Consider the following 17,268-nt stretch of genomic DNA (forward strand, 5'->3'; position numbering starts at 1 on the left):
GGATCCACGTCGCGCGGCATGCCCAGGTCGCAGATCACCAGCGGACGCGTCGACTCGTCGCGGCGGTCGCCGGCCTGCCCGGTGTGTGGGTCGTCGACGTGGACCGCGTGCAGCACGAGCCGTCGGCGCACGCCGCCGCGTCCGACGTGCACGCCGCGCGCCACATCGTGGCCGCCGAAGTGGCCGCCTACCTGGCCGGCCAGCGGATGGCCGAGGTCACCCCGACGGTGACCGCGCTGCGCCAGCGCGCCGCCGACGTGGTGGAGGCGGAGCTGCTGCGCCTGGACAACCGGCTGCCCGGCCTTCAGAGCGCCCACCGCGAGGAGGTGGCGCGCACCGTGCGGCGGGTGGTGGACAAGCTGCTGCACGCGCCGACCGTGCGGATCAAACAACTCGCCAGCGCCCCCGGCGGCGATAGCTACGCCGAAGCGCTGCGCGAACTCTTCGAACTCGACCAGACCGCCGTCGACGCCGTCGCTGCGGGCGAATTGCCCGTCATAGCAACGGGATTCGACGCCGGAACGCAAGAACCCACCGCCGAGTAGCCGATTGGCGAATGTGATCCGGATAGGCACCCGGGGCAGTCTGTTGGCCACCACCCAGGCCGGCGTCGTCAGGGACGCCCTGATCGCCAACGGTCACCCCGCGGAGTTGGTGATCATCACCACCGCCGGCGACCGCTCGTCGGCGCCCATCGAAACCCTGGGCGTCGGCGCCTTCACCACCGCACTGCGCGAGGCCATGGACGACGGCCGGGTGGACGCCGCGGTGCACTCGCACAAGGATTTGCCCACGGCGGACGACCCGCGGTTCACGATCGCGGCGATACCGCCCCGCAACGACCCCCGCGACGTGGTGGTGGCCCGCGACGGGCTGGTGCTCGGGGAGTTGCCGCCGGGTTCGCTGGTGGGCACGTCGTCCCCGCGCAGGGCCGCGCAGCTTAGGGCATTGGGTCTCGGTTTGGAAATCCGCCCCCTACGAGGCAACCTAGATACCAGGTTGAACAGGGTAAGCAATGGTGATCTCGACGCGATCGTGGTGGCTCGGGCCGGACTGGCCCGGCTCGGTCGCCTCGACGATGTCACCGAGACGTTAGAGCCGGTGCAGATGTTGCCAGCACCGGCTCAGGGCGCGCTCGCCGTCGAATGCCGCGCGGGTGATGAATTGGCGGCGGTGCTGGCGGAGTTGGACGACGCCGACACGCGCGCGTCGGTCACCGCGGAGCGAGCCCTGCTGGCCGAACTGGAGGCGGGTTGCTCCGCACCGGTGGGCGCGATCGCCGAGGTGGTCGAGTCCATCGATGAGGACGGCCGCGTCTTCGAAGAGCTGTCGCTGCGCGGTTGCGTGGCGGCGCTGGACGGGTCCGACGTGATACGCGCGTCCGGCATCGGCACCGCCGACCGGGCGCACGAGCTGGGGGTATCGGTCGCCGCGGAGTTGTTCGAACTCGGCGCCCGAGAGCTGATGGCCGAAGCGCGGCAGGACCCGAACCGAGGAAATTAATTGCGAGTGACGTGGGAGCGACAATGACGACGCGAGGGCGTAAGCCGAGACCCGGCCGCATCACGTACGTGGGTTCCGGACCCGGCGATCCGGGTCTGTTGACCACCCGGGCCGCGACGGTATTGGCGAACGCCGCCCTGGTGTTCACCGACCCCGACGTGCCGGAGCCGGTGCTGGCGCTGATCGGCAAGGACCTACCACCCGTCTCCGGCCCGGCGCCGGCCGAGGCCGCCGCCGGCAACGGTGACGCGCCCACCGGCGGAGCGGAGCAGCCCGCGGTGATATCGGCCGGTCCGGATGTCCGCCCGGCGCTCGGCGAGCCGGCCGAGGTGGCCAAGACGCTGACCGCCGAGGCCCGTGCCGGCGCCGACGTGGTGCGGCTGGTGGCCGGCGACCCGCTGACGGTCGACGCGGTGATCACCGAGGTGAACGCCGTCGCGCGGAGCCACCTGCACATCGAGATCGTGCCCGGCCTGGCGCCGACCGGCGCCGTGCCCAGCTACGCGGGGCTGCCGCTGGGCTCGTCGCACACGGTCGCCGACGTGCGCGACCCGAACGTGGATTGGGACGCTCTGGCCGCCGCGCCGGGCCCGCTGATCCTGCAGGCCACCACGTCGCATCTGGCCGACGCGGCGCGCACCCTGATCGAGCACGAGCTCTCCGAGAGCACCCCGTGCGTGGTGACCGCGCACGGCACCACCTGCCAGCAGCGGTCGATCGAGACCACGCTGGGCGGTCTGACCGACTCGGCCGTGCTGGGTGGGACGGACCCGGCGGGCCCGTTGACCGGGCCGCTGGTGGTGACCATCGGCAAGACGGTGGCCAGCCGGGCGAAGCTGAACTGGTGGGAGAGCCGGGCGCTGTACGGCTGGACGGTGCTGGTGCCGCGCACCAAGGACCAGGCCGGCGAGATGAGCGAGCGGCTGACGTCCTACGGCGCGCTGCCGATCGAGGTGCCGACCATCGCCGTCGAGCCGCCCCGCAGCCCCGCCCAGATGGAGCGGGCCGTCAAGGGTCTGGTCGACGGCCGCTTCCAGTGGGTGGTGTTCACCTCCACCAATGCGGTGCGCGCGGTGTGGGAGAAGTTCGGCGAGTTCGGTCTGGACGCGCGGGCGTTCTCGGGCGTCAAGATCGCCTGTGTCGGCGAGTCGACGGCCGACCGGGTCCGGGCGTTCGGCATCAGCCCCGAGCTGGTGCCTGCGGGCGAACAGTCCTCACTCGGCCTGCTGGACGACTTCCCGGACTACGACAGCATTTTCGACCCGGTGAACCGGGTGCTGCTGCCGCGGGCCGACATCGCCACCGAGACGCTGGCCGAGGGACTGCGCGAGCGCGGCTGGGAGATCGAGGATGTCACCGCCTACCGGACGGTGCGGGCCGCGCCGCCGCCGGCGGAGACGCGGGAGATGATCAAGACCGGCGGCTTCGACGCGGTGTGCTTCACCTCCAGCTCCACCGTGCGCAACCTGGTCGGCATCGCCGGCAAGCCGCACGCGCGGACGATCATCGCCTGCATCGGTCCCAAGACGGCCGAGACCGCCGCGGAATTCGGGCTGCGGGTGGACGTGCAGCCCGAGACGGCCGCCGTCGGCCCGCTGGTCGATGCCCTGGCCGAGCACGCCGCCCGGTTGCGCGCCGAGGGCGCGCTGCCACCGCCGCGTAAGAAGAGCCGCAGGCGCTAGTGGGCCGCCACCAGAGGAGCTAGCCCATGGCCTACCCGCGGCAGCGTCCGCGCCGGCTCCGCTCCACCCCCGCGATGCGTCGCCTGGTGGCGCAAACATCTTTGGAGCCAAGGCATTTGGTGCTGCCGATGTTCGTCGCCGACGGTATCGACGAACCACGGCCGATCGCGTCGATGCCGGGCGTGGTGCAACACACCCGCGACTCGCTGCGCAGCGCGGCGGCCGACGCCGTCGCGGCCGGGGTGGGCGGGCTGATGCTGTTCGGGGTGCCCCGGGACGAAGACAAGGATGCGACGGGGTCGGCGGGCACCGATCCCGACGGCATCCTCAACCTCGCCCTGCGCGACCTGGCCAAGGATCTCGGCGATGCGACGGTGTTGATGGCCGACACCTGCCTGGACGAATTCACCGACCACGGCCACTGCGGCGTCCTGGACGCCAGGGGCCGGGTGGACAACGACGCCACGTTGGCTCGCTACGTGAAACTTGCTGTGGCGCAGGCGGAATCGGGCGCGCACGTGGTGGGCCCGAGTGGGATGATGGACGGCCAGGTGGCCGCGATACGCGACGGCCTGGACGCCGCGGGCCACACCGACGTGGTCATCCTCGCCTACGCCGCGAAGTTCGCCTCGGCGTTCTACGGCCCGTTCCGCGAGGCGGTCAGCTCCAGCCTGTCCGGCGACCGGCGCACCTATCAGCAGGAGTCGGGCAACTTCCGCGAAGCGCTGCGCGAGATCCGGCTGGACCTCGACGAGGGCGCGGACATCCTGATGGTCAAGCCCGCGCTGGGTTACCTCGACGTGGTGGCCGCCGCGGCGGAGGTGTCGCCGGTGCCGGTGGCGGCCTACCAGGTCTCGGGGGAGTACGCCATGATTTGCGCTGCGGCCGCCAACAATTGGATCGACGAGCGGGTCGCGGCTCTCGAGTCGTTGACGAGCATTCGCCGGGCCGGAGCCGATATTGTGCTGACCTACTGGGCCGCCGACGTGGCGGGTTGGCTTTCGTGAGATGGGGCTTGCTGTGAATTCCGAGTCGACGGCCGCGGAACGCAAGCCGCTGTTCTACGAACCGGGCGCCAGCTGGATCTGGGTGCTGTGGGGCCCGGTGGCCGCGGGCGCGATGATCCTGATCGAAATCTGGAGCGGTGCGCCCGTGTCGTTCCTGATCCCGCTGATCTTCTTGGTCCTGGTATCGGGGTTCGTCGGGTTGCAGGTGAAGGCGGCCCGGATCCACGTCTCGGTCGAACTCACCGAGGACGCCCTGCGCCAGGGCACCGAAACCATCCTGGTGCGCGAGATCCTCAAGGTGTACCCGGAACCGGAGAACCACGAAGCCTCCGGCAAGGAGTTGGCGCGGTGGCAGTCGGCGCGGGCCCTAGGCGAATTGGTCGGGGTGCCGCGCGGCCGCATCGGCATCGGCCTGAAGCTGACCGGCGCGCGCTACGCGCAGGCGTGGGCGCGCCGGCACCGTGAGCTCCGCGCGGCCCTGACCCCGTTGGTCCAGGAGCGGGTCGAGCCCGCCGACGTCACCGACTTCGACCGTGACGACGACGCCGGGTCCGCGCAGTGAGCGCCCGCTACCGGAGCAACAGGGCGTTGGTCGAACTCGCCCTGGCCTGCGCGGCGCTGATCGGCGCGGGAGTCAGCTGGGCGCGGTCGCACCACACCGTGGCGGTGGCGCCGATCGCGGACGGGCAGCCGTTCACCACGTCGACGGTGTATGACCCGCAGCTGCTCTTGCTGGCCCTGCTGCTGCTGACCAGCGCAGGGGTGCTGGCGGTGGTGGGAATCTCCAGGCAGCGCCGTGAGCGGCGCGCTAAGACATCCTGACCAGCGGCAACGCCATGCGACGGCGGCTGGCGATCGCGTCGGCCAAGTCGTGCAGCGCCTCGGGCACCGAGTAATTGCCGGAGAACCCGCCGTCAGCCACCAGTTCGGCGACCGCCGGGCTTGCCACCAAGGTCCACTGCACCCCCTCGGCGCGGCACGCGTCATCGAAGGTTTCCAGAAGTGAAATGCCCGCCGTAGCAAATTCGCTTACGTCGCCCATGTCGAGCACCACGCGGTCCTCTCCGAGGATGAAACGCCGAATGTGCTCGCCGACCTGATCCGCATTGCAGGCGCTTATTTCCCCCCGGATCGTCACCACGGTCGCCAATTGGCGGCGGTGAGCCCGAACCCATGCGCCGCCGCACTGGAAGATGCCGTTCTGATCCCGTGTCAGGACATCGGCGATCGTCATGGGCACCCCTCACTCTCCGTGGCGCTCGCTATGGCTTTGACGCTAAACCGCAAGCTTAAGGAGGGTGAAAGCCGCATCTAACGTTTTGTTAAGAAGCGATTTTCGCCGCCATTCCGCGCCGATACGAGCAAAGTTGGTCCGGGGCCGATTCGCCGCGAAAGTCCGCGTGCCACACCACAACCGTCCGGGCGTCACGGCGGTTGCGCTGCTAGGCTGCCAGGGCTACCGGTTGCGAGGCGGGGACTTGTGACAGCGCGAGGTCGCCCGGTCAGCCGAGCTACCAGGCGAACGTGAAGTCCAGGCGGAAAGAGCATCGTGCGCGGCGCAGAGATCAGGGGAGAGATCAAGGCCCTGACGGGACTTCGCATCGTCGCCGCGCTCTGGGTAGTGCTCTTCCACTTCCGGCCGATGCTGGGCGACGTGGGGCCCGACTTCCGCGACGCCCTCGCGCCCGTGCTCAACTGCGGCGCCCAGGGCGTCGACCTTTTCTTCATCCTCAGCGGGTTCGTGCTGACCTGGAACTACCTGGACCGGATGGGCCGGTCGTGGTCGACGCGCGCCACCCTGCACTTCCTGTGGCTGCGGCTGGCCCGGGTGTGGCCGGTGTACCTGGTCACCCTGCACCTCGCCGCCCTGTGGGTGATCTTCACGCTGCACGTCGGCCATGTGCCGTCGCCCGACGCCGGTCAGCTCACCGCGATCAGCTACGTCCGCCAGATCCTGCTGGTGCAGCTGTGGTTCGTCCCGTTCTTCGACGACTCCAGCTGGGACGGGCCGGCCTGGTCGATCAGCGCCGAATGGCTGGCGTACCTGCTCTTCGGCCTCCTGGTGCTGGTCATCCTGCGGATGAAGCAGGCCACGCGGGCGCGCAGCCTGATGGTGCTCGCGTTCGCGGCGGCGCTGCCGCCCGTGGTCATGTTGCTGGCGAGCGGCCACTTCTACACCCCGTGGAGCTGGCTGCCGCGGATCGTCACGCAATTCGTCGCCGGCGCGCTGGCGTGCGCCGCGGTGCGCAGGCTGCGGCTGACCGATCGCGGCCGCCGCGTCGCCGGGTACCTGTCCCTGTTTCTCCTGGCCGCCATGGTGGGCGTCCTGTATTGGTTTGACGCGCACCCGATCTCCGGCGTCGTGGAGAACGACAGCGGCGGCGTGGTCGACATCCTGTTCATTCCGTTGGTGATCACGCTGGCGATCGGCGTCGGGAGCCTGCCGAGGGCGCTCTCAACGCGGTTGATGGTGTACGGCGGGCAGATCTCGTTCTGCCTGTACATGGTTCACGAGCTGGTGCACACCGCCTGGGGCTGGTCCGTCGAGCAATTCGAGCTGAGGCCACAGGACAATCCGTGGAAGTGGAACGTCATCGGCCTGCTCGCGATCGCCGTGTTGATCTCGATCGCGATGTATCACTTCGTCGAAGAGCCCGCGCGTCGTTGGATGCGCAAGATGGTGGATGTCAAAGCCGTCACCGCGAGAAGCGAACCCGAAGAGGCCGCGGGTGGCAAGGTCCATCCGATCGACCGTTCGCTGGAAAAGGTTTCAGCCCGCGCCGTGTGAGGGTTGTCTTAGCGCCCCGCCGCGAATCGCGGGCGATAATCGATGGAACGCAGTGGCACATGACGATGCCGTTGACGGGGGAGGGAGGTAGTAGTGAGTCGTCTGGCCACCTTCGTCATCGGTTTGACCTTTCTGGTCGGCGTCGGCATCGCCTATCCCGCCCAGGTGCGCACCTACGACACGCTGACCCTGGATTTCCGGTTGAACCATCTGGCGGTCGTCGGGGATTCCTACACCACCGGCACCGGCGAGGGCGGGTTGGGCTCGAGGTCGTGGCCCGCCCGCGCGTGGGACGGGCTCGCCGCGCGGGGCGAGCGGATCTCGGCCGACGTGGCGGCCGAGGGCCGGGCCGGTTACGGCATGCCGGGTGACCACGGCAGCGTGTTCGAGGACCTGACCTCCCGGGCCGTGCAGGCCGACGATGTCCTGGTGGTTTTTTTCGGCTCGCGCAACGACGAGCCGATCGATCCGGGTGTGATCGGTCAAAAAGCCCGCAGCACATTCGATTTGGCCCGGCGTCTGGCGCCGTCCGCGCGGTTTCTGGTGATCGGGCCGCCGTGGCCGACGGCAGACGTGCCCCTCCCGATCCTGCTGATTCGCGACGCGCTCGCCGCGGCGGCCGGGTCCGCGGGGGCGACGTGGGTGGACCCGATCGCCGAACACTGGTTCGTCGGCAGGCCCGACCTGATCGGCGCGGACGGCGTGCACCCGAACGACGCCGGGCACCAATACATGGCGGACAAGATCGCGCCGCTCATCCGGACCCAGCTGTCGGCCTAGGTGTGGCGGGCGGCTTCCTGAGCGAGCTGCACCCGCGACGACACGGCGAGTTTGGCGTAGACGTGCGTCAGATGAGATTGGACGGTGCGCGCGGAGATGAACATTCGCGCGGCGATGTCCTTGTTGGGCAGCCCTTCGCTGACGAGGCGAACCACGTCGATCTCGGTCGGCGTCAATGACTCCCAACCGCTGGCCGGTCGCCCGCGCGCGCCGCGACCCCGCTGCGCGTAACCGATGGCCTCCGCGGTGGACAGGGCACGCCCCGCTGACCACGCGGCTTCAAAGTCGTCCTGCCCCAGGGTTTCCCGAACCGTTGACAGCGCCGCGTCGTAAGCCGGTTGAAAAGCCTTGAAGCGCACCGAGCCATGGCGTTGCCGCATGCCATTTGCCGCACCGAAAAGCCGGGCCGCGTGCTCGGGGTTGGAGTCGGCGGCCAGCGCCGCGAGACCCTCCAGGGCGTCCGGAAGTAACACGTGTCCGCCGGTGCGCTCGGCGACCGCGACGGCGTCGTGCAGATCGGTTTCGGCCTGCTGCGGCTCGCCCTGGGCGACGGCGACCCGGGCGCGCGACGTCAGCGCCAGCATCCGTTGCGATCCCGGCGCGACCGCGACGGTGTCGTCCGCCCAGCGTCGGGCGGCGGCCAGGTCGCCACAGCCCAGCGCCGCGTCGGCAATGGGCACCGTGCACCGGTTGAGAAGTTCCTTCAACGGATACGTGGACCGCCAGGCCGCGTCGCAGGCCTGTCTGGCCGCCGCGGCGTCACCGGCGGCCAGTTCGGCGATGGCCAGGAACGTATAGGCCGAGTCCTCGTGGAAACCGCCCAGCGCGGCGCCGATTTCCAGGGCGGTGTGCGCTGCGGTGCGCGCCGCAACGGCATCGCCGATCGACGCGAGCGCTTGCGCGCAGATGATCTGACCGAAGACCTCCATGGGGCGGTCCCCGGCCGCTCGCGCCTCCTCGACCAGCGAACGCGACATCTCGAGGCCCTCGGTCAGCCTGCCTCGCATTGCCAGCGTGCTGCCGAGGAACGTACGACTGTAACGGGACGCGAAGCTGTCGCCGAGCGCGTCGCCGAGGTCTCGTCCCTCCTCGCCCGCCGCCTGCGCGGCGATGATGTCACCCCCGACGGCACACGTGAAACTTTGGTAGGCGCGCAGCTGCGCCAGCGCGGCGAGGTCACCCGATGTGCGTGCGAGATCCGCCGCCTCGGTGAAGTACGGTTCGGCCAACGTGGGGTTGCCCACCGCCAACATGCCGCAGGTCATCAAGCTGTGCACGACGAGCGCCTCGTCGCCGAGCTGGCGCGCGGTAGCCAGGGCCTGTTGCGCGCGCTGCAGGCTGAACGGGACCGAGGACCAGACCCCGAGCAGCCCGGCGTCGGCGACCCCCCGCACCCAGACCTGGGGCGCGACGTCCGCGTCGCGGTACCGCTCGTCGCTGAAGATGGCATCGAACCCCGTCACGCCCTCGCGAAACCGGCCACGCGTCAGCCAGACCCGCTGCAGCGCCGACACCAGCCGCAGCGCCGGGTCGAACTCCCCGGCGTCGCAACTCCAGGCGTGGGCCGCCCGCAGGTTGGCCATCTCGAGTTCGGCCCAGGGGACCAGCGGGGAGCCGTCACCACGCATCCGCGATTCCAGCTCCGCCGCGGCGGCGGTGTAGTGGTCGCGGTGGCGAATGCGCACGGCCTCGGCTTCACCCGACTCGGCCAGCTTTTCCAGGCCGTACTGCCGGACGGTCTCCAGCAGCCGGTAGCGCATCATGCCGTCGATTTCCTCGGTGACGATCAGCGACTTGTCGACCAGGAGCCCGAGCAGGTCGATGAGCTGAAAGTGCTCGACCCCGGCGTCGGCGCCCACGGCGTGCGCGGCATCCAGGTCGAACCCTCCCATGAACACCGCCAGCCGGCGAAACAGTATGCGTTCCGGCTCGGTGAGCATGGCGTGGGACCAGTCGATGGATGCGCGCAGCGTCTGCTGGCGGCGGACCGCGGTGCGCGCGCCCCCGGCCAGCAGGCGGAAGTTGTGGTGCAACCCGTCGACGATCTGGGTCAGCGACAGCGTGCGGGTCCGCGCGGCGGCCAGCTCGATCGCCAGCGGCATGCCGTCCAGGCGCTGACAGATCTCAGCGATCGCGGACGAATTGTCTTCGGTGAGTTGAAAATCCGGTCTCGTGCGGCGGGCACGATCGGCGAACAACTCGAGGGCCTCGCCGTCGACCGTCAGCGACGGCACCCGCCAGGTCAGTTCCCCGGCCATGCCGATCGGTTCCCTGCTGGTCGCCAACACGGTGACGCCCGGCCCGGCATCGAGCAGGGCGACGATCAGCTCGGCACTCGCATCCAGCAGGTGTTCGCAATTGTCCAGCAGCAGTAGCATTTTGCGGTCCCGGACGAATTTCGCCACCGTTTCCATCGTGGAGCGGCCCGGCTGATCGGCAAGGCCCAGGGTGCGCGCCACGGTGACGGGCACGACGAGGGGGTTGGTGACCGGGGCGAGATCGACAAACCAGGCCCCGCCGGGGAACTCGTCGGACACCCGCGCCGCGACCTGCACCGCCAACCGTGTCTTTCCGACGCCGCCCGCGCCGGTCAGGGTGACCACCCTGTTGTCCCGCAGGATCTGTCCGACGTCGCTGATCTGGTCGCCACGGCCGACGAAGCTGGTCAATTGGACCGGAAGATGAGACGCCGCAACGGCGTTCGTGGTGCGTAACGGCGGGAATTCCGCACGCAGGCCGGGATGGTTGAGTTGCACGACGCGCTCGGGGCGCGGCAGATCCCGCAACGGGTACACGCCCAGGTCTATCAGCCAGGCGTCGGCCGGTAGCCGGTCGACGACCAGCGGTTCGGTGGCCCCGGACAGCACCGTCTGCCCGCCGTGGGCGAGGTCGCGCAGCCGCGCCGTCCGGTTGATCGTGGGCCCGGCGTAGTTGCCGGCATCGCGCAGCTGGACCTCGCCGGTGTGCACGCCTATTCGGATCCGGATCGGCGGGAGTACGGACAGTTGGATCTGCAGGGCGCAAGCGACGGCGTCGCTGGCGCGGGCGAAGGCGATCACGAAGCTGTCGCCCTCGCCCTGCTCGACCGGCCGCACCCCGCCGTGGGCGGCGACCAGGCCGTTGACGGTCTGGTTCAGTTGCTCGAGGGCCGCCGTCATGGTGTCGGACTGGGTTTCCCACAGCCGGGTCGAGCCTTCGACGTCGGCAAGCAGCAACGTCACCGTCCCAGTGGGCAGCTCGCTCAAGCTCTGCTCGCTCCAGTCCAGCAGCGGCATGTCCGCCGACGAATCGATGTCGATCATGTTAGCCAGCATGCGGCCGCGGTGAGCGGCAAAACATCAGCAAAAGCGCGCAGAGTCCGGGCGCGGCCACGCGGATTTACGACTGGGGTTCAGTCCTCGGCGTGGCGCTCGTAGTCCCATCGCTCCAGGCGGGCTTGCAAATTCAGCAAGCCGAACCCGGCGACTGGAGCGGCGGCCGCAATGCAGGCCAGCAGCAGCGGAGTCATCCCCTACAACCTCCCAAAACCCTTCGCTGATATGACGTTCGTCAACCACCAGAAGTTCATTTCCGCTCACCCACCCGCCAGGGCCCGGTCCGCGAGCGCGCCCATCACCGGCGCCAGCAACTGCGCGTACTCGGTCGTCACGTGGTTGTCGTCGCGGAACACCAGGGTGTTGCCGACGATCATCGGGCAGCGCTCGGGGGTGCAGAACAGGTCGGTGAGATCCGCGTACTGGCCGCCGCCGGCCGTGGTTGCCGCACGCTCGGCGGCGATGCCGTCGTCGTTGACCGCGGCGGACCGCGTCGGCGCGCAGGCGCCGGCGTCGTCGAGGTGCGCGGAAAGGCAGGCGGGCAGCGACGAATGGGGATCCGGGGCGGGCCCGAGGATCAACACCGCAGCGCCGGTGCCGCGCAATTGCGTGACGGTGCGGCCCAGGGTGTCGATCCACGCCGGGTCGTAGGAGGTGAAACCGAAGTCCGCGGCGTAGCGCCGGCTCATGTCCACCACCACCAGGCGCGGATGTTCGGCGGCCACCCGGGCCACGACCTGGCCGCGCCACTGTTCGCACTCGGTGTACTCGCGGCCCAGGTACGGGCTGACGATGTGCAGGTCCTGGATGGGGCAGGTCACCTTGGCCAGCGTCTCCAACCGCCAGTGGCGCTGCTCGGCGACCTGCGCAAAGGCCGGGTCCCACATGGCGGCGTGTGAGTCGCCGATCAGGGTGACCGTCGTCGGCGACGCGAGATCGCCCGTCGCGCACTCGTTTTGCCCGACCTCGCGCCAGGAGCGCACGCACCCGTTGACGAAGACCGCGGCCTTGTCGGCGGACGCCTTGGCGAGCGGGGGATCGAGATTGGCGGGCACGGCTTTCAGGTTCGCCGACGCGGCGACCGCCGCGCGCGCCTGAGCGAACGCCGCTCGGACCGCCGCCTCTTGTGCGCTGACGGTGGGGGCGGCGCTGGGCGGAACCGCGACGATGTTGGCCCGCGGGGCGGCCGCCCCATGACCGACGGGCACCGGCACCGCGTTCAGCAACAGCACGCAGGCGCAGGCCGCGACCGCGCTGGCGGCCCCGGCGACGGCGAGGCTGGTCCTCGCCGACCGGCGCAGGGCGGCGGCGAACCGGCCCGGGTTTTCGACCAGGTGCAAGGTGATGATGGCGAGCCCGGCGGACACCGCCGTCGCGGTCAGCCGGGCGGGCAGGCCGGCGGGCTCACCCAGCAGTGCGGGCATCAGCAACAGCACCGGCCAGTGCCACAGGTACCAGGAATAGGAGATCCGGCCGATCGCGCGCATCGCAGGCCGGCACAGCAGCCGGCCGGCCCCCAGGCCGCGGCTGACGCTGCCGCCGCCGATGACGAGCGCGGTGCCCAGCACGGGCAGCAGCGCGGCGGTGCCGGGGTAGGGGGTGTGCGCGTCCAATTGCGTGCAGGTGAGCAGGATCAGCGCCAGGCCGCCCCAGCCGGCGATCGACGCGGTGCGCAGTGACAGGTGGTGCCACTGCTGAATCGACAGGGCCAGCAGGCCACCCGCCGCCAGTTCCCAGGCGCGGGTCGGCAGGGAGAAGAACGCCCAGGACGGCGACGTGCGGCTGCACAGCACGGCCGCCGTCAGCGACGCCGCCCCCACCAGGCCCAGGACCACCGCATACGGTGTGGCGCCCCGCAGCGCCGGAAGGCGCCGCGCCAGCCAGGCGGTGCCGATGATCAGCACCGGCCACACCAGATAGAACTGTTCCTCCACGCCGAGCGACCAGTAGTGCTGGAAGGGCGATTCCAGGTGCGGGGTCAGGTAATCGGTGCCCTGGGTGGCGAACCGGTAGTTGCCGACGTAGAGGGCGCTGGCGATGCCGTCGAGGAACACGCTGCGCGCTTGCAGCGGCGGCAGCACGACGGCCGCGCCGAGGGCGGTGAGGACGCCGACGACCGCGGCGGCCGGCAGCAGGCGACGAGCCCGCGCGCCGTAGAAGCGGTCCAGCGCAACGGTGTTGGTGGAGGACGCCTCCCGGAACAACAGGCCGGTGATGAGGTAGCCGGAGATGACGAAGAACACGTCCACGCCGATGTATCCGCCGCTGACGCCAGGGATGCCCGCGTGATAGAGCACCACCGCGATGACCGCGACCGCCCGCAGTCCCTCGATGTCGGGTCGAAATCCGGTCCGCTTCACCGCCCGCTCCACTTGGCGGGTGGTGAGTTCGCTGGGCCGGACGCTCATGGGGTCTCCGCTAGGTCGCCATCCAGGCGAGCTCGCCGGGCAACATGAGACGCCACCAGGTCATGTCGTGTCCGCCGACCGTGAAGCTGACTACCGGTGGCGTTTTGAGTTGGCTGACGAATTGGCGGGTGGCGGGATAGAAGCGGTCGAAGGTGCCGCAGTCCACCCGTAGCGGAATCTGCGACAGCGCAGGCACGCCCAGCACGCTGTTCTGCGTCCAGTCGTCGTTGCTGTCGAACGCCTTGGGGGCGCTGTCGGCGAACGAGCTGTACAGCGCCGGGCTGATCGCGCAGATCCCCGCGGTCCGCGCCGGCCCCAGCTTGGCGCCCAGGTGCAGCGCCCCGTAGCCCCCCATCGACCAGCCCATGAAGCCCACCCGGGAGGTGTCGAAACCCATCGTGGACAGCATCGGCAACAGCTCGTCGAGCACCATTGCGCCGGCGTCGGTGCCGTCGGCCCGTTTGTGCCAATAGGAATCGCTGCCGCCGTCGACGCCCACCACCGCGAACGGCGGCTTGCCCTCCTTGACCAGTTGGGCCAGGCCTTGCTCGACACCGCAGTCGAGCATCATGTTCGCGTCGCCGTCCTTGCCGTGCAGGGCGATCACGGGGCGCAGTGTCCCGGTATGGCCGGGTGGCAGGGCGATCACGTAGTTCGTCTTCACGCCGCCGCGGGCGGCGGAGACGAACGAACCGGTGAGCTTGGTCGGCAGGTTGCTGCTCGCCGCGGACGGCTCGAACGGGGCCGGAGCCTGCGGCAGCGTCGCGGCCTGCGGCCTGACCGGATCGAGCAGGCCACTCAAGGCGAACACGCCGGCGGCTCCCAGGCCGGCGCTGGCTCCCATCCGCAGCACCGCCCGGCGGGTCAGGTCAGGCATGATCGCAATAATGCCGCCCTGACCGGTGATTACCTGCCGAGCCACGCCGAAATGGAAGCATTGTGTGATCTGGCGTGACCTATCGGTCTCCAACCGGTTACCTGCGGTGCACCCATTCGCCGCCTCGGGCGGCGCGAGGCGGCCGAGTTGCGGCGTCGTGATACGGCCATCATCATGGCGCCGGCCGGGGTGCCAATGCGGGGCCGTTGCGACCGTAAACCATTGCGCCGCAACGGAAGAGCGGCCGATCGCGGCGACGGCGCGGGCGGGCGAATGGACCACGAGCAGCGCGCGCTCGGACCGGGGCGACCGCCGCCGACCGGGGATGCAATCTCGACGTTTTCAACCCTCGCGGCCCGGACGCAAGTTTCGCAGGATGGAGCTTTCGTGCTTCCCGTCGTGGATTGAAAGAGGATTGAGGATGAGTCTGGCGTTCCACTGGTTTCTGCCGACCTACGGTGATTCCCGGAACCTGGTGGCGGGCGGACACGGCACGCCGATGTCCGGCGACCGGCCCGCCACGTTGCGCTATCTGCACCAGATCTGCGCGGCCGCCGAGGACAACGGCTTCGAGGCCGTGCTCACCCCCACCGGATTGTGGTGCGAGGACGCGTGGTTGACGACGGCGATGCTGGTCGAGGCCACCGAAACCCTGAAGTTTCTGGTGGCCTTCCGGCCCGGGTTGCTGAGCCCCACGCTGGCCGCCCAGATGGCCGGGACCTTCCAGCGCCACTCGGGTGGCCGGCTGCTGCTCAACGTCGTCACCGGCGGCGAACCCCACGAGCAACGGGCCTACGGGGACTTCCTGGGCAAAGAAGCCCGGTATGCGCGCACCGCCGAATTCTTGGACGTGGTGCGCCGGCTGTGGACGTCGAAGACGCCGGTGACCTTTGCCGGAGAGCACATTCACGTCGAGGGTGCGCAGCTGAACAACCCGCCCGACCCGGTGCCCGCGGTGTTCTTCGGCGGATCGTCGGCGTCGGCCGGGCCGGTCGCGGCCCAGCATGCCGACGTGTATCTCACCTGGGGCGAACCGGTCAAGGCGGTCGGCCAGAAGCTGGACTGGGTGCGTGGCCTGGCCGTCGATGCCGGCCGAATCCTGCAGTACGGGTTGCGGATTCACGTCATCAGCCGCGATACGTCCGAGCAGGCGTGGGCCGAGGCCGACCGGTTGCTGGCCGCCGTCGACCCGGCCGACGTCGAGCGGGTGCAGGCCAGCCTGGCGCGCAGCGAGTCGGAGGGTCAGCGCCGCATGCTGGACCTGCACGGCGGCAGCAGCAACCGGCTGCTGGTCGGCCCCAACCTGTGGGCGGGGGTGGGACTGGTCCGCGGCGGCGCGGGCACCGCGCTGGTCGGGTCGCACGCCGAGGTCGCCGAGCGGCTGGCCGAATACGCCAAGCTCGGCATCAACCACTTCATCCTGTCCGGGTATCCGCACCTGGAAGAGGCCTACTGGTTCGGCGAGGGCGTGCTGCCGTTGCTGGAGCGGATGGGCCTGTGGCACCACCCGAACCGTCAAGCCCACCCGGTCTCGGCGACGCCGTTCGCGGTCGCCTCGGCCCACTAAGGCCATGGCGGCTACCTTGCCGGCGCCCGCGACCGGCGTGCCCCTCGGCGCGACCGCCGGCGCGGTCGACGAGTCCGGCGCGCAGCAACGCCGGCGCCTGCGCGTCGTCGTCGCGGCCAGCCTGTTGGGCACGACCGTGGAGTGGTACGACTTCTTCCTCTACGCGACCGCGGCGGGCCTGGTGTTCAACAAGGTCTTCTTCCCCAGCGAGAGCTCGCTGGTCGGCACGCTGCTGGCGTTCGCCACCTTCGCCGTCGGGTTCGTCATGCGGCCGGTCGGCGGGCTGGTGTTCGGCCACATCGGCGACCGGATCGGTCGCAAGCGCAGCCTGGCGCTGACCATGCTGATCATGGGCGTCGCCACCGCGCTGATCGGGGTGTTGCCCACCGCCGCCCAGATCGGGGTGTGGGCGCCCCTGCTGTTGTTGGCGCTGCGGATCCTGCAGGGGTTCGCCCTCGGCGGCGAGTGGGCGGGCGCGGTGCTGTTGGCGGTGGAGCACAGTCCCGCCGGCCGCCGCGGCCGGTTCGGGGCGATTCCGCAAATCGGACTGGCGCTCGGATTGGCTCTGGGCACAGGCATATTCGCGTTCCTGCAGATCGCCCTGGGACCGGCCCGATTCCTCGCCTACGGCTGGCGCATCGGTTTTCTGCTCAGCCTGGTGCTCGTCGTGATCGGCGTCGTGGTGCGGCTCCGGGTGGAGGAGACACCCGCCTTCCGGGAGCTGCGCGACCTCGAGGCCACCGCCACCGTGCCGATCCGCGAGATCGTGCGCGAACCCCGGTCCCGGCGAAACACCGTGCTGGGCTTGCTGTCTCGCTGGGCGGAGGGCTCGGCGTTCAACACCTGGGGCGTGTTCGCCATCAGCTACGCCACCGGCGCGCTGGGGTTCAATCGGGTGTCGGTGCTGGTGGTGGTGACCATCGCGGCCCTGCTGATGGCGGTGCTGCTGCCCGTGTCCGGGGCGCTGACCGACCGGTTCGGCGCCCGCCGGGTGTATCTGGCCGGGGTGGCCTGCTACGGCATCGCGGCGTTTCCCGCCTTCGCGCTGTTCGGCACGAGGAACCTGGTCTGGTTCGGGGTGGCGCTGATCATCGTGTTCGGTGTGGTGCACGCCCTGTTCTACGGGGCGCAGGGCACGCTGTATTCGTCGCTGTATCCCACCAGCACCCGTTACACCGGTTTGTCGTTCGTCTATCAGTTCTCGGGCATCTACGCCTCCGGGGTGACCCCGATGATCATGACCGCGCTGATCGCGGCCCTCGGTGGCGCGCCGTGGCTGGCGTGTGGGTACCTGGTGGCGACGGCCGTCATCAGCGTGCTCGCCACGGCGGCGATCCGGGAG

General features: G+C 69.9%; 13 protein-coding genes and 1 pseudogene. 10 read left to right on the forward strand and 4 right to left on the reverse strand.

Annotated features, from left to right (window positions below):
- From A5701_RS16895 to A5701_RS16920, 6 genes and pseudogenes are all read left to right on the forward strand, one after another.
- Window positions 1–545: pseudogene (locus A5701_RS16895) on the forward strand (glutamyl-tRNA reductase); the annotation flags it as partial.
- A 13-nt stretch (window positions 546–558) separates the two neighbouring features.
- Window positions 559–1,503, forward strand: coding sequence for a hydroxymethylbilane synthase (gene hemC, locus A5701_RS16900; RefSeq protein ID WP_067756023.1), 945 nt, complete (start codon window positions 559–561; stop codon window positions 1,501–1,503).
- 23 nt (window positions 1,504–1,526) lie between these two features.
- Window positions 1,527–3,185, forward strand: coding sequence for a uroporphyrinogen-III synthase (locus tag A5701_RS16905; RefSeq protein WP_067755995.1), 1,659 nt, complete (start codon window positions 1,527–1,529; stop codon window positions 3,183–3,185).
- Between the two features lie 26 nt (window positions 3,186–3,211).
- Complete coding sequence (gene hemB / locus A5701_RS16910) at window positions 3,212–4,192, forward strand: porphobilinogen synthase (RefSeq protein ID WP_082950512.1); 981 nt, start codon at window positions 3,212–3,214, stop codon at window positions 4,190–4,192.
- 49 nt (window positions 4,193–4,241) lie between these two features.
- On the forward strand, window positions 4,242–4,754 hold the full coding sequence (locus A5701_RS16915) for a DUF3093 domain-containing protein (protein ID WP_082950516.1): 513 nt from the start codon (window positions 4,242–4,244) through the stop codon (window positions 4,752–4,754).
- Complete coding sequence (locus A5701_RS16920; protein WP_067756004.1) at window positions 4,751–5,014, forward strand: hypothetical protein; 264 nt, start codon at window positions 4,751–4,753, stop codon at window positions 5,012–5,014. Before A5701_RS16915 ends, A5701_RS16920 begins: the two co-directional genes overlap by 4 nt.
- Here the strand turns inward: A5701_RS16920 and A5701_RS16925 are convergent.
- Window positions 5,001–5,426, reverse strand: coding sequence for an STAS domain-containing protein (locus tag A5701_RS16925; protein WP_067756028.1), 426 nt, complete (start codon window positions 5,424–5,426; stop codon window positions 5,001–5,003). The two genes, A5701_RS16920 and A5701_RS16925, sit on opposite strands and share 14 nt — an antisense overlap.
- A gap of 315 nt (window positions 5,427–5,741) precedes the next feature.
- Here A5701_RS16925 and A5701_RS16930 point away from each other — a divergent pair, with 315 nt between their 5' ends.
- Complete coding sequence (locus tag A5701_RS16930; RefSeq protein WP_067756007.1) at window positions 5,742–6,980, forward strand: acyltransferase; 1,239 nt, start codon at window positions 5,742–5,744, stop codon at window positions 6,978–6,980.
- A gap of 93 nt (window positions 6,981–7,073) precedes the next feature.
- Complete coding sequence (locus tag A5701_RS16935) at window positions 7,074–7,760, forward strand: GDSL lipase (protein WP_067756009.1); 687 nt, start codon at window positions 7,074–7,076, stop codon at window positions 7,758–7,760.
- Here the strand turns inward: A5701_RS16935 and A5701_RS16940 are convergent.
- The 3 genes from A5701_RS16940 to A5701_RS16950 all read right to left on the reverse strand — a co-directional run bounded on the left by A5701_RS16940 (window position 7,757) and on the right by A5701_RS16950 (window position 14,368).
- The gene (locus tag A5701_RS16940; RefSeq protein ID WP_082950511.1) at window positions 7,757–11,074 is read right to left on the reverse strand and encodes a LuxR C-terminal-related transcriptional regulator; all 3,318 of its coding nucleotides are present in this window, start codon (window positions 11,072–11,074) and stop codon (window positions 7,757–7,759) included. The genes A5701_RS16935 and A5701_RS16940 overlap by 4 nt on opposite strands.
- A 260-nt stretch (window positions 11,075–11,334) precedes the next feature.
- A complete protein-coding gene (locus A5701_RS16945; RefSeq protein ID WP_197505003.1) occupies window positions 11,335–13,446 on the reverse strand; it encodes an acyltransferase family protein in 2,112 nt (703 codons plus the stop codon).
- A gap of 46 nt (window positions 13,447–13,492) precedes the next feature.
- Window positions 13,493–14,368 (reverse strand): esterase family protein, encoded by an 876-nt coding sequence (locus tag A5701_RS16950; RefSeq protein WP_197499192.1) that lies wholly within the window; start codon window positions 14,366–14,368, stop codon window positions 13,493–13,495.
- Window positions 14,369–14,780: 412 nt separating this feature from the next.
- On the opposite strand from A5701_RS16950, the gene A5701_RS16955 reads away from it, so the two are divergent.
- Together A5701_RS16955 and A5701_RS16960 are read left to right on the forward strand one after the other, a co-directional pair.
- On the forward strand, window positions 14,781–15,926 hold the full coding sequence (locus A5701_RS16955; RefSeq protein WP_067756015.1) for an LLM class flavin-dependent oxidoreductase: 1,146 nt from the start codon (window positions 14,781–14,783) through the stop codon (window positions 15,924–15,926).
- 4 nt (window positions 15,927–15,930) lie between these two features.
- Window positions 15,931–17,268 (forward strand): MFS transporter (locus A5701_RS16960; protein ID WP_067756018.1); only part of this gene is annotated, 1,338 nt, incomplete at its 3' end.

Origin of the sequence: Mycobacterium sp. E3305, from assembly GCF_001666785.1 — a bacterium.
GTDB lineage: Bacteria > Actinomycetota > Actinomycetes > Mycobacteriales > Mycobacteriaceae > Mycobacterium.

What these genes read in the sequence shown, in the direction of transcription:
- A5701_RS16905 (WP_067755995.1), top strand. Translation starts at nt 1,527, where the DNA reads ATGACGACGCGAGGGCGTAAGCCGAGACCCGGCCGCATCACGTACGTG.
- hemB (WP_082950512.1), top strand. Translation starts at nt 3,212, where the DNA reads ATGGCCTACCCGCGGCAGCGTCCGCGCCGGCTCCGCTCCACCCCCGCG.
- A5701_RS16925 (WP_067756028.1), bottom strand. Translation starts at nt 5,426, where the DNA reads ATGACGATCGCCGATGTCCTGACACGGGATCAGAACGGCATCTTCCAG.
- A5701_RS16940 (WP_082950511.1), bottom strand. Translation starts at nt 11,074, where the DNA reads ATGCTGGCTAACATGATCGACATCGATTCGTCGGCGGACATGCCGCTG.
- A5701_RS16955 (WP_067756015.1), top strand. Translation starts at nt 14,781, where the DNA reads ATGAGTCTGGCGTTCCACTGGTTTCTGCCGACCTACGGTGATTCCCGG.